Origin of the sequence: Cupriavidus oxalaticus, from assembly GCF_016894385.1 — a bacterium.
GTDB lineage: Bacteria > Pseudomonadota > Gammaproteobacteria > Burkholderiales > Burkholderiaceae > Cupriavidus > Cupriavidus oxalaticus.
The window spans coordinates 69966-94763 of sequence record NZ_CP069812.1 but is presented as its reverse complement, the minus strand read 5'-3'; the positions used below and the strand labels follow the sequence as shown (position 1 = coordinate 94763).

The 24798-nt window shown below is 69.0% G+C and carries 27 protein-coding genes and 1 pseudogene; 13 read left to right on the top strand and 15 right to left on the bottom strand.

The genetic code is table 11. From position 1 onward, the window contains the following. Positions 1-65 precede the first annotated feature (65 nt). The 4 genes from JTE92_RS12760 to JTE92_RS12745 all read right to left on the bottom strand — a co-directional run bounded on the left by JTE92_RS12760 (position 66) and on the right by JTE92_RS12745 (position 3403). Complete coding sequence (locus JTE92_RS12760; protein ID WP_012351433.1) at positions 66-323, bottom strand: BTH_I0359 family protein; 258 nt, start codon at positions 321-323, stop codon at positions 66-68. Between the two features lie 227 nt (positions 324-550). Then, positions 551-1393, bottom strand: a complete 843-nt coding sequence (locus tag JTE92_RS12755) for an alpha/beta fold hydrolase (RefSeq protein ID WP_063239894.1) — start codon at positions 1391-1393, stop codon at positions 551-553. 125 nt (positions 1394-1518) lie between these two features. Then, on the bottom strand, positions 1519-2511 hold the full coding sequence (locus JTE92_RS12750; protein ID WP_232353338.1) for a DUF3108 domain-containing protein: 993 nt from the start codon (positions 2509-2511) through the stop codon (positions 1519-1521). Positions 2512-2569: 58 nt separating this feature from the next. Further along, positions 2570-3403 carry an IclR family transcriptional regulator gene (locus tag JTE92_RS12745; RefSeq protein WP_174544868.1) on the bottom strand — a complete coding sequence of 278 codons (834 nt, stop codon included), beginning with the start codon at positions 3401-3403 and terminating at the stop codon, positions 2570-2572. A gap of 199 nt (positions 3404-3602) precedes the next feature. Here JTE92_RS12745 and JTE92_RS12740 point away from each other — a divergent pair, with 199 nt between their 5' ends. From JTE92_RS12740 to rfaE2, 7 genes are all read left to right on the top strand, one after another. After that, entirely contained in the window at positions 3603-4610 is a 1008-nt protein-coding gene (locus JTE92_RS12740; RefSeq protein WP_063239896.1) for a Bug family tripartite tricarboxylate transporter substrate binding protein, read from the top strand. Between the two features lie 138 nt (positions 4611-4748). Further along, positions 4749-5729 (top strand): fumarylacetoacetate hydrolase family protein, encoded by a 981-nt coding sequence (locus tag JTE92_RS12735; RefSeq protein ID WP_063239897.1) that lies wholly within the window; start codon positions 4749-4751, stop codon positions 5727-5729. Between the two features lie 130 nt (positions 5730-5859). Then, on the top strand, positions 5860-6696 hold the full coding sequence (locus JTE92_RS12730; RefSeq protein WP_063239898.1) for an enoyl-CoA hydratase/isomerase family protein: 837 nt from the start codon (positions 5860-5862) through the stop codon (positions 6694-6696). A gap of 63 nt (positions 6697-6759) precedes the next feature. After that, positions 6760-7644: a PhaM family polyhydroxyalkanoate granule multifunctional regulatory protein gene (locus JTE92_RS12725; protein WP_063239899.1), complete on the top strand. Its 885-nt coding sequence runs from the start codon at positions 6760-6762 to the stop codon at positions 7642-7644. 45 nt (positions 7645-7689) lie between these two features. Then, positions 7690-8985, top strand: a complete 1296-nt coding sequence (locus JTE92_RS12720; RefSeq protein ID WP_371136921.1) for a patatin-like phospholipase family protein — start codon at positions 7690-7692, stop codon at positions 8983-8985. A 187-nt stretch (positions 8986-9172) separates the two neighbouring features. Then, positions 9173-10036 carry a ferritin family protein gene (locus JTE92_RS12715; RefSeq protein ID WP_029047771.1) on the top strand — a complete coding sequence of 288 codons (864 nt, stop codon included), beginning with the start codon at positions 9173-9175 and terminating at the stop codon, positions 10034-10036. Positions 10037-10249: 213 nt separating this feature from the next. Beyond that, positions 10250-10744, top strand: a complete 495-nt coding sequence (gene rfaE2 / locus JTE92_RS12710) for a D-glycero-beta-D-manno-heptose 1-phosphate adenylyltransferase (RefSeq protein ID WP_063239901.1) — start codon at positions 10250-10252, stop codon at positions 10742-10744. Between the two features lie 9 nt (positions 10745-10753). Here rfaE2 and JTE92_RS12705 read toward each other — a convergent pair whose 3' ends face one another. Genes JTE92_RS12705 through JTE92_RS12695 form a run of 3 tightly spaced genes read right to left on the bottom strand, consistent with a single transcriptional unit; the run spans position 10754 to position 12786 of the window. Beyond that, on the bottom strand, positions 10754-10996 hold the full coding sequence (locus JTE92_RS12705; RefSeq protein ID WP_063239902.1) for a hypothetical protein: 243 nt from the start codon (positions 10994-10996) through the stop codon (positions 10754-10756). A 48-nt stretch (positions 10997-11044) separates the two neighbouring features. Continuing rightward, positions 11045-11908: a type III pantothenate kinase gene (locus JTE92_RS12700; RefSeq protein ID WP_063239903.1), complete on the bottom strand. Its 864-nt coding sequence runs from the start codon at positions 11906-11908 to the stop codon at positions 11045-11047. Beyond that, positions 11905-12786: a biotin--[acetyl-CoA-carboxylase] ligase gene (locus JTE92_RS12695; RefSeq protein WP_063239904.1), complete on the bottom strand. Its 882-nt coding sequence runs from the start codon at positions 12784-12786 to the stop codon at positions 11905-11907. The genes JTE92_RS12700 and JTE92_RS12695 overlap by 4 nt, the downstream gene beginning before the upstream one ends. A 188-nt stretch (positions 12787-12974) precedes the next feature. Here JTE92_RS12695 and JTE92_RS12690 point away from each other — a divergent pair, with 188 nt between their 5' ends. The 5 genes from JTE92_RS12690 (at position 12975) to JTE92_RS12670 (ending at position 17938) form a co-directional block, all read left to right on the top strand. Beyond that, on the top strand, positions 12975-14105 hold the full coding sequence (locus JTE92_RS12690; RefSeq protein ID WP_116386737.1) for an MlaE family ABC transporter permease: 1131 nt from the start codon (positions 12975-12977) through the stop codon (positions 14103-14105). Next, a complete protein-coding gene (locus tag JTE92_RS12685) occupies positions 14102-14968 on the top strand; it encodes an ABC transporter ATP-binding protein (protein ID WP_063239905.1) in 867 nt (288 codons plus the stop codon). Before JTE92_RS12690 ends, JTE92_RS12685 begins: the two co-directional genes overlap by 4 nt. Next, positions 14965-15906 (top strand): MlaD family protein, encoded by a 942-nt coding sequence (locus JTE92_RS12680; RefSeq protein WP_063239906.1) that lies wholly within the window; start codon positions 14965-14967, stop codon positions 15904-15906. Before JTE92_RS12685 ends, JTE92_RS12680 begins: the two co-directional genes overlap by 4 nt. 86 nt (positions 15907-15992) lie before the next feature. Next, positions 15993-16643 (top strand): ABC-type transport auxiliary lipoprotein family protein, encoded by a 651-nt coding sequence (locus JTE92_RS12675; protein WP_371136920.1) that lies wholly within the window; start codon positions 15993-15995, stop codon positions 16641-16643. A 20-nt stretch (positions 16644-16663) separates the two neighbouring features. Beyond that, complete coding sequence (locus JTE92_RS12670; RefSeq protein ID WP_063239908.1) at positions 16664-17938, top strand: VanZ family protein; 1275 nt, start codon at positions 16664-16666, stop codon at positions 17936-17938. 23 nt (positions 17939-17961) lie between these two features. Here the strand turns inward: JTE92_RS12670 and pxpA are convergent, their stop codons facing one another. The 8 genes and pseudogenes from pxpA to JTE92_RS12630 all read right to left on the bottom strand — a co-directional run bounded on the left by pxpA (position 17962) and on the right by JTE92_RS12630 (position 23591). Then, positions 17962-18702 carry a 5-oxoprolinase subunit PxpA gene (pxpA, locus tag JTE92_RS12665; protein ID WP_063239909.1) on the bottom strand — a complete coding sequence of 247 codons (741 nt, stop codon included), beginning with the start codon at positions 18700-18702 and terminating at the stop codon, positions 17962-17964. A 73-nt stretch (positions 18703-18775) separates the two neighbouring features. Next, positions 18776-19795 (bottom strand): 5-oxoprolinase subunit C family protein, encoded by a 1020-nt coding sequence (locus JTE92_RS12660; RefSeq protein ID WP_063239910.1) that lies wholly within the window; start codon positions 19793-19795, stop codon positions 18776-18778. Further along, positions 19792-20442, bottom strand: coding sequence for a 5-oxoprolinase subunit PxpB (pxpB, locus tag JTE92_RS12655; protein ID WP_063239911.1), 651 nt, complete (start codon positions 20440-20442; stop codon positions 19792-19794). The genes JTE92_RS12660 and pxpB overlap by 4 nt, the downstream gene beginning before the upstream one ends. An 86-nt stretch (positions 20443-20528) precedes the next feature. After that, positions 20529-20915, bottom strand: coding sequence for a type II toxin-antitoxin system VapC family toxin (locus JTE92_RS12650; protein WP_063239912.1), 387 nt, complete (start codon positions 20913-20915; stop codon positions 20529-20531). Beyond that, a complete protein-coding gene (locus JTE92_RS12645) occupies positions 20912-21157 on the bottom strand; it encodes a type II toxin-antitoxin system Phd/YefM family antitoxin (protein ID WP_063239913.1) in 246 nt (81 codons plus the stop codon). The genes JTE92_RS12650 and JTE92_RS12645 overlap by 4 nt, the downstream gene beginning before the upstream one ends. Before the next feature lie 127 nt (positions 21158-21284). Further along, positions 21285-22280 carry a lipoyl synthase gene (gene lipA, locus JTE92_RS12640; protein WP_063239914.1) on the bottom strand — a complete coding sequence of 332 codons (996 nt, stop codon included), beginning with the start codon at positions 22278-22280 and terminating at the stop codon, positions 21285-21287. A gap of 73 nt (positions 22281-22353) precedes the next feature. Further along, positions 22354-23058 (bottom strand): annotated as a pseudogene (lipB, locus tag JTE92_RS12635) (lipoyl(octanoyl) transferase LipB); the annotation flags it as partial. A 164-nt stretch (positions 23059-23222) separates the two neighbouring features. Beyond that, positions 23223-23591: a DUF2917 domain-containing protein gene (locus JTE92_RS12630; protein ID WP_063239916.1), complete on the bottom strand. Its 369-nt coding sequence runs from the start codon at positions 23589-23591 to the stop codon at positions 23223-23225. A 250-nt stretch (positions 23592-23841) separates the two neighbouring features. Here JTE92_RS12630 and JTE92_RS12625 point away from each other — a divergent pair, with 250 nt between their 5' ends. Further along, positions 23842-24798, top strand: a complete 957-nt coding sequence (locus JTE92_RS12625) for a transcriptional regulator GcvA (protein WP_063239917.1) — start codon at positions 23842-23844, stop codon at positions 24796-24798.

The window sequence follows — 24798 nt, the reverse complement described above, 5'->3', positions numbered from 1 at the left end:
AAACGCCCGCCAGGGCGGGCGCGATGGCGTGCTGCCGGCCATGACCGGCAGCCGTGCAATGCCGCTCAGTGCATCACCAGCGGATGCGTCATCACGTTGTCGAACTTGCCGAGGAAGTCATCGACTTCTTCCACTGACGGCTCGCTTTCGATCAGGCGCTTGACGTCCGCGCGGAAGCTTTCAGCCAGCTGCCCGCCGAGGAAAATCTCGCGCTTCAGGTTCTTGTCGACGATTTCATAGCCGCCGAACTCGAGCGGCGCTTGCTCGACATCCGCACCGAACTCGACGATGCAGTAATTGTCGCTGTTGTAGATCATTTGCATGGCACACCTCCTGGGCGTCATGGTTGGGCGGCATGCCCTTGTGATTCTTGCCTCGTCGATGTTGCCGTGAGGGGGGCGCCGCGGCTTTACCTCCAAACTTGGGGTGACCTGCGCGAAATCAAGGAGTTAAGCAGGTCAATGCGTTGCCACGTCTTTGCTGCCTACATAGATTGGGCATCGTCCTTTGCAACAAGTTTCTTGAGCCTGGCGCATCAGTGTGTTGTCTGTCACGGAACGTCGCACTGGCCGCCGCACGCCGCATTGCCGAGGAACGCGTCCAGCGCCGCGTGGAAGCGTTCGGGCTGCTCCACATGCACCAGGTGCGCCGCCTGCGGCATCACTTCCAGCCGGGCGCCTCGGATGGCGGCCGCGATGCTCTGCGCCATCGCCACGGTCGCGCCCTGATCGTTTTCTCCTGCTACTACCAGCGTAGGACAATGGATGCGGGAAAGCGCGCCGGCGAGATCGAAAGCCATGATCGCCTCGGCCACGCCCACGTAGCCGCGCACCGGTGTGGCCACCAGCATGGCGTGGATGCGCGCGACCACATCGGGATGGGCGGCGCGGAAGGCTGGCGTCAGCCAGCGCTCCAGCGTGGCGTCGGCCATGCCGGCCATGCCATGCGCCTCGGCCTGGCCGATGCGGTTGTGCCACATCGGGTGCGCCTCCATCGGGGTCTGGCTGTTGGTGGCGACCAGCGCCAGCGACAGCAGCCGCTCCGGATGGCGCAGCCCCAGGGTCTGCCCGATCATGCCGCCGACCGAAATGCCGCAGAAATGGGCCTGGGGGATTTCCAGCGCATCCATCACCGCGATCACGTCGTCGGCCAGCCGCGCCATGGTGTAGGGTCCCAGCGGCGCGTCGCTGCCGCCATGCCCGCGCAGGTCGGGGCGCACCACGCGGTAGCGCGACGCCAGGTGGGTGGCGGTCTGGTCCCACAGCGCATGGCTGGCGGCCAGTGCATGGGCCAGGATTACCCACGGTCCGTCGGTGCCGTCGATGCGCACGTAAAGCTCGGCGCCGTCGGCATGGACGCGGTGCGTTTCGGCGGGTGGCGTGGCAACAGTCATGGCTGGGCTCCTGTCAGTAAGAATGCGCGAAACGCGGCGGCGTTGACGCGGGCGAGACGTCTTTTAACGATTGTTGACATTCGCCCGGCCGGTTGCCGGTGGTCGACCCGGGCGGCGGCCCGTGGCTATTGCGCGCCGTTGCCGCGGTACACCAGCTCGATCTGGGTGCCGTCGGGCTCGGTCTGCCGCAGCCGCACCGGCATCCAGCCCAGCGATTGCGCGAGCCACAGCTCGACCCGGCGACGGTCATTGGCGCGGCGCGGCATCCGCACGAAGTGCTTTGCACGCACCACACCATTGCCCGTGTCGACGTCCTCCTCTCCAACATACTGCACTTGCATCGGTTCCACATCGCGCGTATCCGCCACTTGGAACGTTTCCGTCACACCGGGCGTGACATAGCGTTGCGGATTGCCACGCACCAGGCCAACCAGTTGCAGGAACACGCTGAAGCGATCCTGGGCCCCGGGCGGGAACGGCGACTGCGCGCCGTTGCGCAGCGTGGCGGTGCCGGCGGCGGTGTCAAAGCGCGATGACTCGGCCTTGTTGCGCCGGCGCTCTTCGTAGCGTTCCGGCAACAGTCCCTGTTCGGACAGCGCCCCGCTGCTCTGGAACGCGAAGCGGAACCAGAGCACGCGCGTTTCCACCGCGAGCCGGTAGCGGCGGCCGTCGTGCTCCCAGCGGATCTGGCCATCGGGGTTCTGCACGCCGTTGACAAAGCTTGCGTAATGGAACGTGGCGGGCGGCGGCGCGCTGTAGACGACGCCGTCGACGCCGCCCTGCGGACCGCCGGAAGGCGCCGGCGCGGGCGCGGCAGGTGCCGGCGCCGCTCCGGTGCCGCCCGGACCCGTCGCCATCTCGGCCGGGCCTTGCGGGCTGGCCGCCAAAGGCGGGGCCGGCGGTTCAGGCTCGGGCTGGGGTGCCGGGACCGGCGCCGCGGGCTTCGGACGCGGCTGCGGCGCGGGACGCGGCCTGGGCGGGGCCGGTGGCTTGGGCGGCGGCAGCAGGACCGCCTCCAGCGTGGGGGTGTTGCTGACGTCCAGCGGGATCAGCGGCCCGGGCATGCGCAGGAATCCCACCACCGCCAGCACGTGCACCAGCACCACCAGCGCAACCACGATCACCCAGCGCCGGCGGCGCCAGACGGGGGAATCCGCGCCCGGGCGGGCGCGAGGACTAGGGCTGGCCGGTTTCTCCGGCCGGGGGGGCGGCACCAAGGTAGCCGAGTTCCGATGAGAGCTGTTGGGCGATATCGCGTATGCGACGATCCATCGTACCGCCCCATTCTGCATCGAACAGGCTCTGCGCGCCCAGTACGATTAACCCCATGGCGAGGTGGCCGTTGGCATCGAACACCGGCATCGAGAACGCATTGATGCCGGGCAGAACGCCGCCGCGCGTGCGCGCGGCGCCATGCTCGCGGACTTCGACGCAGATCGCGTCGTATTCGGCCAGCGACGCCGGCATGTCAGGCACGGCACCGTTGCCGCGCGCGCCCAGCTCGCGCTCGATCAGCGGCAGGGTCTGCTTGCGCGGCAGGTAGGCGCCGTAGAGCCGGCCAGTGGCGGAGTTGAGCATCGGCATCACGTCGCCCAGGCGCAGGCTCACGGTGACGGGGTGGCTGGATTCCTCCCAGTGCACGATGGTGGGGCCATGGTTGCCCCACACGGCGATGCCGGCGGTCAGGTCCATCTCGTCGCGCAGCTGCGACAGGAGCGGCCGCGCCTTCTTCACCGGATCGAGCCGGTTGAGCCCGGCCAGGCCCAGCTGCAGCGCGAACGGGCCCAGGTCGTAGCGGCCGCTGACCGGGTCCTGCGCCACCGCGCCCAGCCGCATGAAGCTGACCAGGTAGCGGTGCGCCTTGGCCGGGTTCATGCCGGCGGCGGCGGCGAGGTCGCGCAGCATCATCGCGCGCGGCGACGCCGCGAGGGCCTGGAGCAGCTTGAAGCCCACTTCGATGGACTGGATGCCGGAGCGCAGCTTGGCGTCGTCTTCTTCGTTTTCAGCAATGCGTGACATGGACCAGCAGCAGGGGATTTGGGACCAGGGATCGACGCCCGGGGATCCGGGCAAGTTCGTAGGTAAATTTACTATAGCGAAATCGATTTACCAATTTTTAAGCCGTCGGTAGACTTCCTTCGCAACAGACCCGGCGGCGCACGTGTCGATGCCTGCCGAACCGGGCCCCTTTTTAACACGGAGACTACCGATGCGCCCCCTGCGTCCCTTCCTTGGGCGTCGTTATGCCCATCTCATGCTGGCCGCCCTGGCTGCTGCCGGCGCCATGTTCACCGCCAGCGCACCCGCTCACGCCGAAGCGTGGCCCGCACAGCCGCTGCGCTGGGTCGTGCCCTACCCGGCCGGCGGCGGCACCGACGTGGTGGCGCGCACCGTGGCCCAGGCGATCACACCGGGGCTGGGCAAGCAGGTGGTGATCGACAACCGCCCGGGCGCGGCCACCATCGTCGGCGCCGATGCCGTCGCCCACGCCAAGCCCGACGGCTACACCGTGCTGACCGCCGACACCGCCACGCTGGCGGCCAATCCGTCGCTGTACAAGAAGCTGCCGTACAACCCCGAGAAGGACTTCGTCTATATCGGCCAGCTGGCGCGCTTCCCGCTGGTGCTGGTGGCCAACCCCAGGTTCCCGGCACGCACGCTGAAGGAAGCCATCGAGTACGCGCAGAAGAATCCCGGCAAGGTCAATTTCGCCTCGCCCGGCGCCGGCAGCCCGCACCATCTGGCCATGGAGCTGTTCATGGACCAGGCCAGGGTCAAGATGACACACGTGCCGTACAAGGGTGCCGCACCGGCGGTGCAGGACCTGCTGGCCGGCCAGGTCGACCTGATGTTCCTGGACCTGGCCTCGGGCCAGCAGAACGTGAGCACCGGCAAGCTGCGCGCGCTGGGCGTGGCCACGCCCAGGCGCCTGGCGGTGCTGCCCGACGTGCCGACCGTGGCCGAAGGCGGCGTGAGCAACTTCGAGGCCTACGCGTGGCAAGGCATGGTGGCGCCGGCAGGCACGCCCAAGGCGGTGGTCACGCGGCTGAACGCCGAGCTGGTCAAGGCGCTGAAGACGCCCGAGGTGCAGAAGAAGCTGGAGGGTGTCGGCGTCGAGGCGGTGTCGAGCACGCCCGAGGAATTCGCTGCCTACGCGCGCGCCGAAGCCGAGCGCTGGGGCAAGCTGATCAAGGCCAAGGGCATCACGGTCGACTGAAGGGTAGCGAGGGCGGCCACGGTAGACTAGCGGCCAAATCAGCATGTCATTCCCGCGCAGGCGGGAATCCACCGTGTTGAAAGTCACTGGGTTCCCGCCTGCGCGGGAACGACGGGCAACCCTACCGCATCGCATCCCATGAAACTCGCAACCCTGAAGGACGGTTCGCGCGACGGCCAGCTGGCGGTCGTGTCGCGCGACCTGAAGCAAGCCCACTTCGCCACCGACATTGCCGGCAAGCTGCAGACCGTGCTGGACGACTGGAATTTCTACGCGCCGCAGCTGCAGGACCTGTACGACGCGCTCAACGCCGGCCGCGCGCGCCATCCGTTCGCGTTCAATCCCAGGGACTGCATGGCGCCGCTGCCGCGCGCCTACCAGTGGGCCGATGGCTCGGCCTACGTCAATCACGTCGAGCTGGTGCGCAAGGCGCGCGGCGCCGAAATGCCGCCCGAATTCTGGACCGACCCGCTGATGTACCAGGGCGGATCGGACGACTTCCTCGGCCCGCAGGACGACATCGTGTGCGCCAGCGAAGCCTTCGGCATCGACTTCGAGGCCGAGGTCGCGGTCATCACCGGCGACGTGAAGATGGGCGCCACGCCCGAGCAGGCCGGCGAAGCCATCCGCCTGCTGACGCTTGTCAACGATATCTCGCTGCGCAACCTGATCCCGGCGGAACTGGGCAAGGGCTTCGGCTTCTTCCAGAGCAAGCCGGCCACCGCCTTCTCGCCCGTCGCCGTCACGCCGGACGAACTGGGCGAGGCCTGGCGCGAGCGCAAGGTGCACCTGCCGATGACGGTACACTGGAACAGCAAGAAGGTCGGCCAGCCCGACTGCGGCACCGACATGGTGTTCGACTTCGGCCAGCTGATCGCGCATATCTGCAAGACCCGCAATGTGCGCGCCGGCAGCATCGTCGGTTCGGGCACGATCTCCAACGTCGACCGCAAGAAGGGCTACTGCTGCATCGCCGAGAAGCGCATGCTCGAGACCGTCGACGACGGCAAGCCCGCCACCGAGTTCATGAAGTTCGGCGACGCGGTCAAGATCGAGATGTTCGACGCGCAGGGGCATTCGGTGTTCGGGGCGATCGACCAGCTGGTGGCCGCACCCTGAGCCGGCCGCGCCTGTTGGCAGGGGCGCCGCCGGTGATGGCCCGGATATGCATATAATTTACCGACCGATCGGTTGGTTAATCTACGATGCAACCGGCGCGACTGCGCGCCACTCACCTGACAGGCCACCCATGACTGCCCCCAACGACGCGTCTTCCACAGAACTTTCCGAACGCTATGCGCGCTACCGCGCGCTGACGCTGCGCCGCCACGGCCCCATCCTCGAGATCATCATGGGCGCGGCGCAGTCGGCCAACCAGAAGCTGGCCACAGCCGACGCCAGCATGCACCGCGAGCTGGCCGAGATCTGGCGCGACGTCTCCGCCGATCCCGACATCCGCGTGGCGCTGATCCGCGGCGAGGGCAAGGGCTTCTCCGCCGGCGGCGACCTGGCGCTGGTGGAAGACATGGCCAACGATTTCGAGACCCGCACGCGCGTGTGGCACGAAGCGCGCGACCTGGTCTACAACGTCATCAACTGCGACAAGCCGGTGGTCTCGGCGATGCACGGCCCGGCGGTCGGTGCCGGGCTGGTGGCAGGCCTGCTGGCCGATATCTCGATCGCGGCCAAGACCGCGCGCATCGTCGACGGCCACACCCGGCTGGGCGTGGCCGCAGGCGACCATGCCGCGATCGTGTGGCCGCTGCTGTGCGGAATGGCCAAGGCCAAGTACTATCTGATGCTGTGCGAGTCGGTCAGCGGCGAAGAGGCCGAGCGGATCGGCCTGGTCTCGCTGGCAGTGGAAGAGGACGAACTGGTGGCGCGCGCCTTCGAGGTTGCCAACCGGCTGGCGGCGGGGTCGCAGACGGCGATCCGCTGGACCAAGTACGCCCTCAACAACTGGCTGCGCATGGCCGGTCCCGCTTTCGATACCTCGCTGGCGCTCGAATTCATGGGCTTTGCCGGCCCCGACGTGCACGAAGGCATGGCGAGCCTGCGCCAGAAGCGGCCGCCACAGTTCAGGTAACGACGACGCAGCTGCGCGGCCCGCATCCGGGCGCGGGCTGCGCCGCACACGGAGCACGCGACCATGTTCGGACAGATTCCCGATTTCACCAACAGCTTCGACTTCATGCGCCGGCTGTGGGGCGGCGGCGCCGGCATGCCCGGGGGCCTGATGCCCGGGCTGCAGGCGATGACGCCGCCGATGGACCTGGATGACATCGACAAGCGCATCGCCGACCTCAAGGCGGTGGAGAGCTGGCTGCAGCTGAACACCAACCTGCTGCGCACCACGATCCAGGGCCTGGAGGTGCAGCGCGCCACGCTGGTGGCGCTGCAGACCTTTGGCAACGCGCTCTCGCCCGACGCCATGCAGGCGGCAATGGAAAACGTGGCGCGTGCCGCCAACGCGCCCAGCGCAGCGCCGCCGCAGCGCGCCGGCGCCGAACCCGAGCCGGCTCCCGAGCCGTCGGCGGAGGCCGCGCGGGATGCGGCTACCGAGGCGGCCCCCGAGGCCGCACCCGAGGCCGCACCCGAGGCCGCACCCAACGCCGCGGTGTGGTGGGACCTGCTGCAGCATCAGTTCAACCAGATCGCCAGCAGCGCCGCCGCGGCCAGCATCGCCCCGTTCAACATGGGCGCCTTCGGCGCCGGTGGCATGCCGGCACAGCCTGGCGCCGCGCCGGACACCGGTGCCACGCCCGCCGCCAAGGCCACGCAAGGCAAGACCGCTGGCAACGGCAATGGTGCCAGGGCGAGCGCTACGGCAAAGGGCGGCGCCACCAGTACGGCCAGGTCCGGTGCCACGTCGGCGGCCAAATCTGCAGCCAAGTCTGCTGCGAAGAAGCCCGCGACAAAGACGCCCGCGGCAAGGAAGCCCGCTGCCGGCAAGACGGCCAATGCCACGCCCAACGGCAACGACGCAGCCAAGAACCACAACGGCGGCAGCGGCGGCAACGGCGGCAACGAATGACGGATCGCCGCACCGCCTGACCTGTCGCCACGCCGCGCCCCCGCCATGCATCGCGATCCCCTGCCAGGACACCAGCCTGCCCCGTACAACGTCCCTGGCGTCCCTGGTGCCCTTGGTACCCCTAACGGCCCCAATCCCGCCGCCACCGCGCTGATCATGATGGGCGGCGGCGCGCGCGCCGCCTACCAGGCCGGCGTGCTGTGCGGGCTGGCGCGCATCGCTGCGCGCCACGGCAAGGCGCATGGCGGGCTGCCGTTCGGCATCATCGCCGGCACCTCGGCGGGCGCGATCAACGGTGCCGGGCTGGCCATCCACGCCGGCGATTTCCAGGCCGCCACGCAAAGCCTGGGCGCGCTTTGGCACGGCATCCATGCCGACGACGTGTACCGCACCGACGTGCTGCGCGTGGGCGTGTCGGGCGCGCGCTGGCTGTCGACGCTGGCGCTGGGCTGGGCCACGCAGCGCCGGGCGCCGCGGGCGCTGTTCGACAACACGCCGCTGGGCAGCATGCTGGGCGAGCTGTTCGATCCCGCGCGGGTGCAGGCCAGCCTGGACAGCGGCGCGCTGCAGGCGTTCGCGGTCACCGCGCTGTCCTACAGCACCGGCCGCCACGTCACCTTCTACCAGTCGCACCACCGCATCCATCCGTGGCACCGCAGCCAGCGCATCGCGGTGCCGGCGCCGATCACGGTGGACCATCTGCTGGCCTCCGCATCGATACCGTTCCTGTTCCCGTCGGTTCCGCTCGAGATCGACGGCCATCACGAGTGGTTCGGCGACGGCACCATGCGGCAGATGTCGCCGCTGTCGCCGGCGATCCACCTGGGCGCGTCGCGCATCCTGGCGATCGGCGCGGCCTCGCGCCAGCGCTCGGGCTGGTTCGACACCGTGCCCGCAGGCGGCTACCCGTCGCTGGCACAGGTGGGTGGCCAGGCGCTGGCCAGCATCTTCCTGGACGGGCTCAATGCCGACCTGGAGCGGCTGCTGCATATCAACCGGCTGCTGGCGCGCATGCCCGAGATCGCCGGCGACCGGGAAGGCTGGCGCCCGGTGCAGGTGATGACGATCTCTCCCAGCGAACCGATCGAGGCGCTCGCCGCCGAGCACCAGAAGCAGCTGCCGCGCACCGTGCGCGCGCTGCTGGCGCCGCTGGGCGGTACCGAGGCGCGCGGCGCCGCCTTCGCCAGCTACCTGCTGTTCGAGCCCGAGTTCACGCGGGCGCTGATGGCGCTGGGCGAGCGCGACGCCCAAGCGCAGGCCGCCGAACTGGCCGCGTTCCTGTACGGTGTGGTGCCGGGCACGGCACCCGCCGCCACGCCCGAGGGCGCGCTCTCGCCCTGAGCGCCCTTGCGCCAGGCGACGCTGCTGGCACTTGGCCGGCCCGGCGTGCCGCTGATCGCCCGCAATATGCAGCCGGCTGCGCCAAACCCTGGCAAGAGTCGTTGCAATTGCCCCCCTCCGCCCCAAGAAAAGGGGAAGATAATAATTCGCATCTGGTAGAATCTCGCCGTAATTTCAAAGGCTTACCATGCTCTACCCCGAACTGTTCAAATCGTTGGAAGCGGTCCGCTGGCACATGGACAAGGACATCCCCTGGGACACCTTCGACGCCAGCCTGCTGACGGACGACCAGGCCAAGACCATCCGCATGAACGCCATCACGGAATGGTCGGCCCTGCCCGCCACCGAGATGTTCCTGCGCGACAACCGCCACGATTCCGACTTTTCGGCGTTCATGAGCATCTGGTTCTTCGAAGAGCAGAAGCACTCGCTGGTGCTGATGGAGTACCTGCGCCGCTTCCGCCCGGACCTGGTGCCGACCGAGGAAGAGCTGCACGCGGTGCGCTTCGAATTCGACCCGGCGCCGCCGCTGGAAACGCTGATGCTGCATTTTTGCGGCGAGATCCGCCTGAACCACTGGTACCGCCGTGCCGCCGAATGGCACTCGGAACCGGTGATCAAGCATATCTACCGCACCCTGTCGCAGGACGAAGCCCGCCACGGCGGCGCCTACCTGCGCTACATGAAAAAATACCTGGCCCAGTTCGGCGACACCGCGCGCGCCGCGTTCGCCAAGATCGGCGTGCTGATGGCATCGGCGCGCCGCACCGAAAAGCCGCTGCACCCGACCAACCTGCACGTCAACAAGGCGCTGTTCCCCAACGACACCGTGCAGTCGCGCCTGCCCGACCCGGACTGGCTGGAAAAATGGCTGGACGAGCAGATCCGCTTCGACGAAGGCTGGGAAAAGAAGGTCATCGAACGGATCCTGCACAATATGTCGCTGCTGTTCGAGCGCACCTTTGAAAGCGTGCAGGACCTGAACCGCTACCGCAAGGAACTGAACGCCCGCCTGCCCGGCTCCGGCGGCGCCCAGCCGGCACAGGCCTGATCCGGCAGCTTGCTGCCACCCCGGTAAAAAACCTCGCTGCGGCGAGGTTTTTTGTTGGCGCCCGCCGCCATTCCCTGACATCTGGCCCGACGCGGCGGTGGCGCTGGCTGGGCAAGCAACGCTGAACCGGCGGCGAACCTCACCGGACGGGGTACCATTCGGCAAGCGTGCCGGCGCCGCCAGCGCCGGCCTCCACCATCCGATCCCTGACCCATGTCCGTACCCGCCTTCGAATCCAAGCTGACTCCCGCCGACAACCCCGCCGAGCTGGCCGCGCGCATCGCCGCGCTGCCGCGCCCGCTGGTGTTCACCAACGGCGTCTTCGATATCCTGCACCGCGGCCATGCCACCTACCTGGCGCAGGCGCGCGCGCTGGGCGCCAGCCTGGTGGTCGGCGTCAACAGCGACGCCTCGGTCAAGATGCTGGGCAAGGGCGACGACCGCCCGCTCAACCATGAATCAGACCGCATGGCGCTGCTGGCCGCGCTGGCATCAGTCGACCTGGTGGCGATGTTCCGCGAGCAGACGCCGGTCGAGCTGATCCGGCTGGTGCGCCCCGACATCTACGTCAAGGGCGGCGACTACGACATCGACACGCTGGAAGAAACCCGGCTGGTGCGCAGCTGGGGCGGCCAGGCCTATGCCATCCCCTTCCTGCACGACCGCTCCACCACCAAGCTGCTGACCAAGGTGCGCCAGGCCGGCTGAGCCGCGCGCTCAGCCCTGGCGCCGAGCCACCGGCAAGGTGCCGCGCGGCGCGGCATCGGTCGAAGGTACCGGCGGCAGCAACTGCAGGCGCTCGGCGCGCACCTGCTGCCCGAGCCGGTGCGGTTCGCGCGGCGTGCCGAACCAGCCCCCGAGCGGATTGGCGCCGAACAGGCCGGCGAGCGCGGCCACCAGCAAGGCGTTGGCGAGCAGCAGCAACAGCAGGGCGATGCGCAGAGCGCGTGGGACGGGCATTGGAACGGCTGCGGGAGCGTGCTGGATTGCGTGCGGGGTTGCGTGTGTTTAAGGCGATGGCCGCCAGGCCCCGGCCGACGCCATCGCATGCAGGCCGAGCAGCACCAGATTATCGTGCATCTCGAAGGGCACCGCGAGCGCGCCGGCCAGCGCGCTGCGTGCGCCGCCAGACAGCAGGCAGCGCGTCGGCCCGCGTTCGCCCAGCGCGCGCCAGGTGCGTTCGATCGCGCCCGCCTGCGCCGCCAGGCAGCCGGCGGCGATGGCGTCGTGGGTGTTGTCGGCCCAACGCAGGTGCGCGCCGGCCACGGTGCCGGCCTCCTTCACCGCCTTCACCTCCTCCACCCCCAGCGCCGGCAGCTGCGCGGTATTGCGCGCCAGCGTGCCGAGCATCAGCGCCAGCCCGGGCAGGATCAGCCCGCCTTCGAAGCGCGCGCGGCCATCCGCCCCGACCGTCACGATATCCAGCGTGGTCGCGGTGCCTGCGGTCACCACCAGCAGCGTGTCGTGCGGCAGCCAGCGGTGCGCGCCGATGGCGCCAACCCAGCGGTCGACACCCAGCTGCGTGGGCTCGCGGTAGCCGTTGACCAGGTTGCCGTGCGCCGCGGTGCTGCGCACCCACTGCACCGGCGCGCAGCCGCCGAAGGCGTCGGCCAGCGCGGCATCGACGGCGGCGGCAATCACCGGGCCGGCGACGTTGGTGATCCATACCGCCGGCATCGGGCCGCTGCCGCGCAGCGCGCGCAGGCCGGCGGCCAGGGTCTTCAACGCATTGTCATCGGCATGCGCGACCGCGCCGCCGTGCTGCCACGGCGTGGGCAGGCCCGCCCCCGCCGGCAGCGGCGCGCCGGCTTCGCACCACGCCCATTTGAGGCGCGTGTTGCCGATGTCGATCAGCAGCTGCGGCACGCTCATGCGCCATCCTCCTGCCCCGGCGCGGGGCGCAGCGACAGCTCGCCGCTGGCGACCCGCTCCAGCCCCGCCGGCGTTTCCAGCAGCAGCTGGCCGGCCTCGTCGACGCCGCGCGCCATGCCTTCGGCGATCACCTTGCCGTCGTGCAGCAGCCGCACCGGCTGGTCGCGGTAGGCATCGGCGGCGGACCAGCGCGGCGCCATCGGCCCGAAGCCATGGGCCAGGAACGCGGTGCGCATCGATGCCAGCCGCTCCACCACCGCGGCCAGCAGGCGCGCCGCGTCGCGGCTGGCATCGAAGCCCGGCATGGCCTCGGCCACGCCGGCGAGCTCGCGGCCCAGCGCGGCTTCCATCTGCGCATCGCGCACCAGGTTCAGGCCGATGCCGATGACGGCCCAGATCCGGTTGGGGCCGGCCGGCACCGATTCGATCAGGATGCCGGCCAGCTTGCGCCCGTCGATCTGCAGGTCGTTCGGCCATTTCAGGCCGACGCGCGCGCCCAGGCGCGCATCGACATCGCCGAGGGCCTCGGCCAGTGCCAGTCCCACCGCCAGACTCAGGCCGGTGAGTTGCGCCGGCGCCAGCGCGAACGGCAGCGCCACCGAGAAGGTCATGCCCGCCTGCCCCTGCCACGGCCTGCCCAGGCGCCCGCGCCCGGCGGTCTGGCGGTAGGCCAGGCGCAGCCAGCCGGCGTCTGACCAGGGTACCTGCCGGCACGCGGCGGTCAGGTCGGCATTGGTCGAGCCGGTTTCTTCAACCAGTTCCAGCGTCCAGTCGCGCAGCGCCGGCGACAGCGCGGCGCGCAGGGCGGCGGGGTCGATGCGCCAGGGGGCGGACGGGCCCGATGCGGGCGTGAGAGAGGTGTCAGGGGCGTCTGGCATGGGAAGCTGGTGGCAATCGGCGGTGCAAGAAAGGCGGTGCAAGGCTGGCGGGCACGGCGCCTGCCTGACTGCCGCATTGTAGCCGCGCGGGACGCTTGCACCGCGCGCCCCTTGCCCGGAAATGGCCGCGGTCGCGCCAGCCGGGCGGGTGGCTTAGAATCGGGACTCGGCCATCACATCGCTAGCCCTTGGAACGCCAGACGACGCCAGACTTCCATATCACGCGCGGGGACGGGACCGTCAGCGTAGCGCTGCGTGGCGACTGGACCGCGCTCGCGCTGGCCGGCTGCCACCAGGCGCGCCAGCTGCGCGCGCAGCTGCATGAACTGGCGCAGGCGCCGGAGCACGCGCAATGGTCGCTGGCCGAGGTGCAGCGGCTGGACCATATCGGCGGACAGCTGCTGTGGCAGGCGTGGGACGGCAAGATGCCGCCGCAGATCGAGGCCAGCGAGGGCCAGCGTCGTGTGTTCGAGCGCATCGCGGCGGTGCAGGACGAAGGCTGGAAGAAGCACATGGTGGACCGTTTCAACCCGGTTACGCTGTTCGGCGCCAACGTGCTGTCGTTCGGCGCGCAGCTGGCCACCGGCATCACCATGCTGGGCCAGCTGACGTTCGACCTGCTGCGCTTCGCGCGCATGCCGCAGCGCGGCCCCTGGCGCGAGGTCTCGGCCAATATCTACAACGTCGGCTACAAGGCGCTCGGCATCACCGCGCTGGTCGGGTTCCTGATCGGCATCGTGCTGTCGTACCTGTCGGCGAACCAGCTGCGCGTGTTCGGCGCCAGCACGTTTATCGTCAATATCCTCGGCATGGCGGTGATCCGCGAACTGGGGCCGGTGCTGGCGGCGATCCTGATCGCGGGCCGGTCCGGCTCGGCCATCACCGCGCAGATCGGCGTGATGCGCGTCACCGAGGAACTCGATGCCATGCGCGTGATGGGGATCTCGCACGGCTTCCGGCTGATCATGCCGCGCGTGATCGCACTGGCCATCTCGATGCCGCTGCTGGTGGCGTGGACCGACGTGATGGCGCTGGCCGGCGGCATGGTGGCAGCGCGCATGCAACTGGGCATCAGCGCCGCGTTCTTCCTGCGCGAGCTGCCCGACGCGGTGCCGGTGGCCAACCTGTGGCTGGGGCTGGGCAAGGGCGTGGCGTTCGGCATCCTGATCGCGCTGACGGCGTGCCACTTCGGGCTGCGCATCAAACCCAATACGCAGAGCCTGGGCGAAGGCACCACCGCGTCGGTGGTGACCTCCATCACCATCGTGATCCTGGCCGACGCGGTGTTTGCCATCCTGTTCAAGGACGTGGGGATATGAGCGCGCCAACGGAACCGGAACGGGAACCGGCAGCATCGCCCGCGCCGGCGCGGCGTACCGCGGTGATCGAGGTGCGCGAGCTGGTCAAGCGCTTCGGCAAGGCCGTGGTGCACGACCATCTCAACCTGGACGTGTGGCGCGGCGAGGTGCTGTCGATCGTGGGCGGCTCGGGCAGCGGCAAGACCGTGCTGCTGCGCCAGATCGTGGGGCTGGAGCGGCCGACCTCGGGCTGCATCAAGGTGTTCGGCGAAGACCCGGCCAAATTGCGCCCGGCGCAGCTGCAGGCGCTGCGCAACCGCTGGGGGCTGCAGTTCCAGCGCGGCGCGCTGTTCTCGGCGCTGTCGGTGATCGACAATATCGCACTGCCGCTGCGCGAGCTGCGCGCGCTGCCGGACAACCTGATCTGCCGGGCGGCGCTGCTCAAGCTGCAGCTGGTGGGCCTGTCGGCGCGCGATGCGGACAAGATGCCGTCGGACCTGTCCGGCGGCATGATCAAGCGCGTGGCGCTGGCACGCGCGCTGGCGCTGGAGCCGGAACTGCTGTTCCTCGACGAGCCCACCGCCGGGCTCGACCCGATGGCTTCGGACGACTACGTCGCGCTGATCCGGGAACTTCGGCGCGAGCTGGGGCTCACGGTAGTGATGATCACGCACGACCTCGACACGCTGGTGGCGCTGTCCGACCGCGTCGCGGTGCTGGCCGACCACAAGGTCATCGCCGCCGCGCCGATCCCTGACGTGGTAAAGGTGGACCACCCCTTCATCCGCGAATATTTCCTGGGCGAACGCGCCCAGCGCGCCCTGCTGGCGCTGCCGCAGGCCGCTCGGTTCCCTCAGCCCGCGGCGCCCCCCGGAGAAGCATGATGGAAAACAAGTCATACGCGTTCCTTGCCGGCGTGTTCACCATCGGCCTGGCCGTGCTGGTGCTGTTCGCGCTGTTCTGGTTCAGCAGCGACCACGCCGTGCGCGTGCCGTACGACCTGGTCACGCGCTCCACCGTCAACGGACTCGGGCCGCAGGCCGACGTCAAATACCGCGGCCTGGCGGTGGGCAAGGTGGAGTCGATCAAGTTCGATCCGCAGGTGCCGGGCCAGATCATCGTGCGCATCAGCGTCAACCAGGACACGCCGATCACGCGCACCACCTACGCCACGCTGGGCTTCCAGGGCGTGACCGGCATCGCCTACGTGCAGCTGGACGACACTGCCGCGCATGCCGGCGCCGAATCCTCGCCGCCGCTGCACACCTCGCCCAAGGAGGTGGCACGCATCGCCATGCGCCCGGGCTTCTTCGAAGAGCTGGAAAAGCGCGGCGATTCACTGCTGACGCAGGCCGAGACGCTGATGGCCTCGCTCAACGACATGTTCCAGACCGCCAACCGCAATGAACTGATGGCCGCGATCCGCTCGGTGCGCAAGACCGCCGAGGACTTCTCGAAGCTGTCGGATTCCCTGGTGCCGGCCGCCAACCGCCTGCCGCGCGTGGCCGAGAACCTCAACGCCACGCTGGAATCGACGCGGCGCCTGACGCAGGAGCTGGCCCGCCCCGACGGCACGGTGCTGCGCACGGTCGACAGTGTCGGGCGCGACCTGCAGGGCGCGGCAGCGTCGGTGCAGACCGCGGCCGGCACCTTCAGCCAGGAGACCCTGCCGCAGCTCAACGGGCTTGCGCGCGATGCGCGCCAGACCGCGCGCAGCTTCGAGCGTGCCGCCGGCCAGTTCAACGACAGCCCGACCAGCGTGCTGTTCGGCGCGCCGGCGCCCGCGCCGGGGCCGGGGGAACCAGGCTTCAGCGCGCCCTGATGCAACGACGACGCAACGACGACGCATTGATCACATATCGACGCCCCATCGCCATGCCAGACAACGACAACCGCCGAGGCCCCGCCGTGTACCCTGCCACCGGGAATTCGCGCCGTCGCTTCCACTCCCGCACCGCCGCCACGCTGCTGGCGCTGGCCGGTGCCGTGCTGGTGCTGTCCGGCTGCGCGCTGTCGCGCGGCACGCCGACCGTCACGTATGACCTGGGGCCGTCCGCCGCGATTGCCGGCACGGCGGGCAACGCTGCCAGCGCAGCGCCCGCGCCGCTGCCCAGGCTGCGCGTATCGCAGACCGACGGGCCCGACTGGCTCGAAGGCAATGCGCTCTACTACCGCCTGCTTTACGCGCAGGCGCAGCGGCTGCAGCCCTATGCCACGCAGCGCTGGGTGATGTCGCCGACGCGCCTGTTCGACGAGCGCCTGCGCGAGTCGGTGTCGGCGCGCGGCGGGCTGGCCTGGTCCGGCGACACCAGCGTGCCGGGGCTGAAGGTCGACCTGCTGGCCTTCGAGCAGGTGTTCGACAGCGCCACCACCAGCCAGGGCGTGGTGCGGCTGCGCGCCACCGTGTTCCACCGCGGCCAGCTCGGCCAGCAGACCTTCGAGGTGCGCCGTCCCGCGCCCAGCGCCGACGGCGCCGGCGGGGTCAAGGCGCTGGCCGAGGCCAGCGACGCCGCCATCGCCGCGCTGCTCGACTGGACCGCCACGCTGCCGCTAAAGTAAGACAGACAAGGAGATTTGCCATGGAGCCGGCTACCCCGCCGCCCTCCGCACCGTCCCCAGCGCCAGCCGCGCAACCGGCGGCGGTATTGACCGTGACCGAACCCTCCGGCCCGCAATATTCGCCACTGGCCCGCGTGGGGCTGCTTTGCTTCACGCTGCTGGTGGTGTATGCCAGCCTTTACCCATTCTCCGGCTGGGTCGACAACGGCATCTCGCCGTTCGCCTTCGTCACCGCGCCGAAGCCGCGCTATATCACCGACTTCGACCTGCTGACCAATGTCATCGGCTATGTCCCCTTCGGGGCACTGGTCGTGCTGTCGCTGCATCCGCGCATGTCGGGCGGACGCGCGACGCTGGTGGCGCTGTGCGCCGGCGCGCTGCTGTCGGCCTGCATGGAGGCCTTCCAGACCTGGCTGCCGAACCGGATCTCTTCCAACATCGACCTGATCACCAATGCGCTGGGTGCGCTGCTGGGCGGCGCGGTGGTGGCGCCGTTCACGCATGCGCTGATCGACGGCGGCCGGCTGACGCGGCTGCGCCACGCCTGGTTCGAGCCGCATGCGAGCTTTGCCATCATCCTGCTGGTGCTGTGGCCGTTCGCGCAGATCTTCCCGCAGGAGCACCTGTTCGGCATGGGCGGCATCGTGCGCGAATGGCTGACCGATCCCGAATCCTGGCCGATGCAGGTGCTGCAGATGCTGTTCCCGCGGCTGGAGGCGTGGCAGGTCCACATCGGCCTGCGGCCCGAGGACATGCAGAGCCAGCAGCTGCTGGAATCGCTGGTGACCGCCAGCAGCTGGATCGGCACCGGCCTGTTCGCCTCGATCGCGATGCGCCGCAACGCGCCGATGCTGCGCATCCTGGCCGGCCTGCTGGCCGCCGCGCTGCTGATCAAGGCCGCCGCGGCCGAATTGCAGTTCCCCGCCGACAGCGCCTTCAACTGGCTGTCCGAAGGCGGCCGTTTCGCGCTGCTGACCAGCTCGCTGGTACTGGTGCTGCTGCTGTACCTGCCGCGCTGGCTGCGCGCGGTGCTGGCGATGGTGGCGCTGTTCGCGCTGGTGGTGCTGACCAACGTGCTGCCGTCGAATCCCTATGCATGGATTTCCGAACAGGGCTGGCGCATGGGCCGCTTCATCCACTTCAACAGCCTGGCGCAGTGGCTGGGGTGGCTATGGCCGTTCCTGGCGTTCTGCTATGTGATCTGGCGCTTCGAGCAGGTCAGCCTGCGCCGCCACGCCATGAAGAAAGCCGCGGCACGGCGCGAGTCGGCCGCGGCCGGTGCGCAGGAACCGTGACGGCGTGATGGCGGGCGGCGCCGTCAGTTGCCGGCGCGGATGGCAATGCCCTCGGCGGTTAGCCGTTCCCGGATGCGGCGCGCAAAGGCCAGCGCATGGGCACCGTCGCCGTGCAGGCAGACGGTCTCGGCCTGGATCGGCACCCAGGTGCCGTCGATGGCGCGCACGCGTTTTTCGCGCACCATGGTCAGGGTCTGGCTCAGCGCGACTTCCTCGTCCTCGTGCAGCGCGCCGGGCGTGCCGCGCCTGACCAGCGTGCCGTCCGGGTTGTAGCCACGGTCGGCAAACACCTCCTGCTTGACGCGCAGCCCGGCCTCTTTGGCGATATCGATCATCTGGCTGCCGGCCAGGCCGAAGAACACCAGGTCGGCGTCGAAATCCCGCACCGCGCGCACGATGGCACGCGCCAGCGCCGGGTCGCGCACGGCCTGGTTGTACAGCGCGCCGTGCGGCTTGACGTGGTGCAGCTCGCCGCCCTGCGCGCGCACGATCGCCTCGAGCGCGCCGATCTGGTACAGCACGTCGGCATAGACATCCTCGGGATCGCGCTGCATCTCGGTACGGCCGAAATTCTCGCGGTCCGGATAGCTCGGGTGCGCGCCGATGGCGACCCCATGCGCCAGCGCCCATTTCACTGTCTGCACCATGGTGGCGGCGTCGCCCGCGTGCCAGCCGCACGCAATGTTGGCGGAACTGATCAGCGCCAGCAGCGCCTCGTCGTTGCCGCAGCCTTCGCCGAGGTCGGCGTTCAGGTCGATCTGCATTGCCGTTCTCCCGGGCGGTGCGGCGAGGAGGCCGCGGTACCGCCTGCTATCGATGGGTCCGGGCGCGCCCGGCTCAGGCCGCCGCACGGCTCAGCGTGCGCCGGCGCGCGGCGATGGCCATGCCGTCGCCCTGCCATTGCAGCGCCTGGTCGATCTGGCGCAGGTAGCGGTCCAGCTCCGCCTGCGCGGCGGCGGCCTCTGCCAGCGTCACCGGCACGAAGCGCACGGCCGCGCCCAGCGGCACCTGCGCCAGCCGCCACAGGTCGGCGCCGATCACCACGCCGATCTTGGGATAGCCGCCGGTGGTCTGCGCATCGGCCATCAGCGCGATCGGCTGTCCCGCCGGCGGCACCTGCATCACGCCCGGCACCACGCCGTGCGAAAGCAGGTCGGCGCTTCGGTCAGCGCGGCGCGCCAGCGCGGGGCCGTTCAGGCGCAGGCCCATGCGGTTGCTGTTGGGCGTAACGACCCAGTCGGCCTGCCACAGCGCCTGCTGCGATTCCGCCTCGAAATCCTCATACTCCGGACCCGGCAGCATGCGCACCGGCGTGGCCTTGCCGTCGACGTCGGCCGGCAACGCCCACCCGGGTGCCTGGACGCCGATCCAGTCGCCATCGGCCGGCAGCCCCGCGCGTCCCACCGGCAAGCAGTCGCCCTCCTGCAGCGCGCGGCCGTTCAGCCCGCCAAAGGCGGCCTTCAGGTCGGTACTGCGCGAGCCCATCACCGGCTCGACGGCGATGCCGCCGGCCACGCACAGGTAGGCATGCGTACCGCCGCGCGGCGGCGGCAGCACCAGGACTTCGCCCGCGTGCGCGTCGAAGGCATGCCAGGACCATACCGGCGTGCCGTCCAGCGTGGCGCCGCACTCGGCGCCGGCCAGCGCGACGCGCATGTCCGCATGGAAGCGCACTGCGGCGCGGCCCAGCGTGAATTCAATGGCGGCACACCCGGGCGCATTGCCCAGCAGCCGGTTGCCGACCGCCACGGCCAGCCGGTCCATCGCCCCGCAACTGCCCACGCCGAAACGGCGAAAGCCGGTGCGGCCCAGGTCCTGCACCGAGGCGAGCGCGCCAGGCCTTATGATTTCGATCACGCGATGATTTCCTCGGCGACAAAGCGCACCGTATCGCCGGGCGCCAACAGGGACGGCGGATCGCGATCCGCGACGAAGAGTGCGATATCGGTGTGGCCGATCAGCTGCCAGCCACCCGGCAGCACCGCCGGATAAATGCCGGTCTGCTCGCCACCGATGCCGACCGACCCGGCCGGCACTGCCAGCCGCGGCTCGCGCCGGCGCGGCGTGGCCAGTTCCGGCACCAGCCCGCCCAGATAGGCAAAGCCGGGCTGGAAACCCAGGAAATAGACAACGTACTCGCCGGCGGCATGACGGCACGCCACTTCACGCGGCGACAGCCCGGTATGCGCGGCCACATCGGCCAGGTCCGGCCCATGCCCGCCGCCGTAGCGCACCGGGATCTCGACCACCTTGCCGGTAGTGTTGCGCGCCTCGCCCGAGGCCCAGGCCTGCCTCAGGCTGCGCTCCAGCATCTCGACATCGGCACTGCCGTCGAAGATCACGGTGAGATTGTTCATGCCCGGCACCACGTCGACCACCCCGCGCCAGTCTTCCGCCCGGGATGCCATTGCCCAGATGCGGCGCTGGACGTCGAGCGATGCGGGGGGCGCCACGCTGTAGAGCAGCGCTTGTTCGGCAAGGCGGTGGATGGTGCAGGGACTCATGGGATTCCTGGTAGCGCACTTTTTACCAGTGTAGGCTTTCAGGCAAAAACAGCGAAGCGCTACCGGCTCGCTACCGAGCCGTTTCCTCAGACCAGCTGAACCGGGCCGGGATACTGCGCGACCAAGGCATCGGATGTCAGCAATGTGATGCCTTCAGCCGTCGCCTGGGCCACCAGCAGGCGATCGAACGGATCCCTGTGGATGGCGGGCAGGCAGTCAATGACGACCGCATGCGCACTGGCCACCGGCAATTCGCTGTATCCGTTATCCAGCAAGCCACGCCGCAGCAGCCGGGCATCGACCCGGAAATCCGCCCGGCCCAGGCTATGCTTGATCGCGATCTCCCAAAGGCTGGCGGCGCTGAAGAATAGTTGCGCATCGGGTGCTTCAAGCAGTGAACGGGCCTTGGGCGACAAGCGCTCGGGCAGCCCCGCCGCCCATAGCAGAAGGTGCGTATCGAGCAGCACCTTCATGCGTCGTCACCAAACAGCTTTTCGATGTCGCCGGCGCCCATGCGGTCAAAATCGTCGGGCACCGCGACCTGCCCTGCAAGAAATCCCAAGCGCTTCACGGCATTCGCCTCCGGAGCATTCAGCGCGACGACCTTGACCAGCGGCTTGCCGGCCTTGGCGATCACGAATGGCTCGCCCTTGGCGGCCTGTTCAACGAGTCGCGACAGGTGGGTCTTCGCTTCATGGATGTTGACGGTCTGCATGGCGGCCTCGATAAACTAAGTCTCATTAGTTTAGTCCGTCCTCATGCGGATGAGGCAATGCTAGCCGGAAAGCAAAACGGCCGGGATATTTCCCGGCCGTTTTGCGATTCCGCTCAGTCCTGCCCGATCAGGCAAACCCCGCCTGATGCGCCTGCTGGTCGGCATGGTACGAGCTGCGCACCATCGCGCCCACGGCAGCGTGGGTGAAGCCCATCTTGTAGGCCTCTTCCTCGAACATCTTGAACGTGTCCGGGTGCACGTAGCGCAGCACCGGCAGGTGGTGGTTCGACGGCGCCAGGTACTGGCCGATGGTCAGCATGTCGATGTCGTGCGCGCGCATGTCGCGCATGACTTCCAGGATTTCCTCGTCGGTCTCGCCCAGGCCGACCATCAGGCCGGACTTGGTCGGCACGTCGGGGTTGCGGCGCTTGAATTCCTGCAGCAGCTTGAGCGAGTGCGCGTAGTCCGCGCCCGGGCGGGCCTGCTTGTACAGGCGCGGCACGGTTTCCATGTTGTGGTTCATCACGTCCGGCGGGCAGGCCTGCAGGATGTCCAGCGCCTTGTCCAGGCGGCCGCGGAAGTCGGGCACCAGCACTTCGATGCGGGTGTTGGGCGACAGCTCGCGCGTCTGCGAGATGCAATCCACGTAATGCTGGGCACCGCCGTCGCGCAGGTCGTCGCGGTCGACGCTGGTGATCACCACGTAGTTCAGCTTGAGCTGGGAGATGGTGCGTGCCAGGTTGCCGGGCTCGTTCACGTCCAGCGGATCGGGGCGGCCGTGGCCGACGTCGCAGAACGGGCAGCGGCGCGTGCACTTGTCGCCCATGATCATGAAGGTGGCCGTGCCCTTGCCGAAGCATTCGCCGATATTGGGGCAGCTGGCTTCCTCGCACACCGTCACCAGGTTGTTGGCGCGCAGAATGTCCTTGATCTCATAGAAACGCGAATTGCCGGTGGCGGCCTTCACGCGGATCCAGTCCGGCTTCTTGAGCTTTTCGGCCGGCACGATCTTGATGGGGATGCGTGCGGTCTTGTCGGCCGACTTCTGCTTGCGGGTCGGGTCGTACGCCTCCGCGGGGGACTGCGGGGCTTCGCTGGAAGTGGCGATCAGGGCGTCGCTCATACATTTCTCCGCACGCGCTCAGCGTGCATTTCGCTTTTGACTAGGAGGCCAGGGCCGGGTCGGCATTCACGTCGGCGGCTTCTGCCGCCAGCACGCGGGATTCGTGCGCTGCCAGCACTTCGCACAATGCAGCCGCCAGGCGCTGTGCGATGTCGGTTTGTCGTGCCGCGGTCACGGGCATGGGGGCGCCATCGGCATCCGCCACCGGGCAGGTGGCGCCCGCGGTAGCCATGTCGACCGTTTCCAGTCCGGCATAGCCGCAGGGATTGATGCGCAGGAACGGCGACAGGTCCATCTGCACGTTGAGGCTGACGCCGTGGTAGCTGCAGCCATTGCGGATCTTGAGGCCGAGCGCGGCAATCTTGGCGCCCTGGTGCGGTCCGTCGGACAGGTAGATGCCGGGGGCGCCGGGCTTGCGTTCGGCTGCGAGATTATACGCCGCGAGCGTGTCCAGCACTGCCTGCTCGATCCCGTGGACCAGCTCGCGCACCATCAGGTGGCGGCGGCGCAAATCGAGCAGCAGGTAAGCCACCACCTGGCCCGGACCGTGATAGGTGATCTGGCCGCCACGATCGATCTGCACCACCGGGATGTTGTCGTCAGGCGACAGCAGGTGTGCGGGGTCGCCCGCCTGGCCCTGCGTGTAGACCGGCGGATGCTCGACCAGCCAGATCTGGTCGGGTGTCTCGGGGGAGCGTGCGGCGGTGAAGGCGCGCATCGCGTCGAAACACGGCTGATAGTCCTCGCGGCCGCGTTCGATGATCTGAATCGGATGCATGGCGAGAGTGTAACGAAAAGGGCCGGCTTGCGCCGGCCCTGCATTGACCCCGTCAGCCGCGCGGCGGCGGGGAGTCGTCGCTTGCGTCACGCGACCAGGCCAGGCGCAGATGCGCGCGGCGCCGGTGTGACGCAGACGCAGCCCCGTCCGCTTCCACGTCGGCTTCAGGATGCGGCGGCCTGGTCCTGGTTAGGCGTCCATTCCGTGCCTCGAACCAGCCGGCGCAGGCTGCGGTACACCACGTGCGGCACATCGGCCAGCGCCAGCGCCGGACGGCGCGCCTCGGCGATCAGCGCCAGGCGTACCGGTTCCTGCGCGCGCGGGTCGATGCTGACCACCACCTCGTCGCCGGCGCCGAGCAACAGGCTGCCGCCACAACGCAGCCAGTAGTCCTCCGAATCGCGTTCGCGCGTCAGCCATACGTCGGTGCCGTTGGCTTTCTCGACATGCAGGCGCTGGGCGGTGTGCACCGACAGCGCGGTGACTTCGCCAGGATTCAGGGTGAACACGGTCGTTGTGAGCACGGTTTTCATCAGGGTTCTCCGTTCATCCGGCCCGGAGGCAATCGCTCCGGACTGTCGCACCATGGCAACGATTCCGCCGAAACTGGCCCGGCAAGGGGACCAGGCCAGTTAAATCCAGTGGAATTTGCCCTAAAGGGAAACGCGACAGCGGGGGGCCGGTGAAGGAATATTAGTGATTGTCCGGGCACTATCAAAACGATATATTTTGGGCGTTCTTGTTAGACAATCTCACATACACCCGATTTCGACGGAGGCTGTCATGGCCTGGAAAAGTGCCTGGGAAAAGGACCTGCCGCGCGGCTGGCACCGCGAGCTGCCGCGCCTGCCGGCGCTGACCGCCCTGCGTGCATTCGAGGCGGCGGCGCGCCACGAGAGTTTTTCGCGCGCGGCAACGGAGCTGTTCGTCACCCACGGCGCGGTCAGCCACCAGATCCGCGCGCTGGAAGACGAGCTCGGCCTGCCGCTGTTCGAGCGCCACGGCAAGCGCGTGGCGCTGACCCCGGCGGGCCGCGTCTACGCGGAACGCGTGCGCGACGCGCTGCTGCAGATCGCCGATGCCACGCGCGTGCTGCAGGCCGGCAACCGCGACAAGCGCCTGACCATCAGCACCATGCCCTCGTTCGCCGCGCGCTGGCTGACGCCGCGCATCGGCAGCTTTATCGAGCGGCATCCGGAGCTCGACGTCGAGCTGCTGTCGTCGAACACGCTGGTCAGCTTTGCCCATGAGGAAGTCGATATCGCGCTGCGCATGGGCAGCGGCGACTATCCCGGCCTGTATGTGGAAAAGCTGCTCGACGATGTCTTCTTCCCGATGTGCAGCCCCGGCTTCAACGGCGGCCGGCTGCCGCAGAAGCCGGAGGAGATGGCCGGCCTGCCGCTGCTGCGCGGCGAGGGCGATCCGTGGAAGCCATGGTTCGAAGCCGCCGGGCTGGACTGGCCCGAGCCGCGCAAGGGGCTGCTGATGGAGGATTCGTCGCTGCTGCTGCAGGCCGCGTCGGAAGGCCAGGGCATCGCGCTGATCCGCTCGTCGCTGGCCTACAACGACCTGCTGGCGGGACGCGTGGTGCGGCTGTTCGATGTCAGCATCCCGTGTCCGTGGCTGCTGTACTTCGTGTGTGCGCCGGGCTCGCTGAACCTGCCCAAGGTGCAGGCCTTCCGCAGCTGGCTGATGCCGGAGATCGAGCGCTTCCGCGAGGTGCTGGCGCAGTGGGAGTGA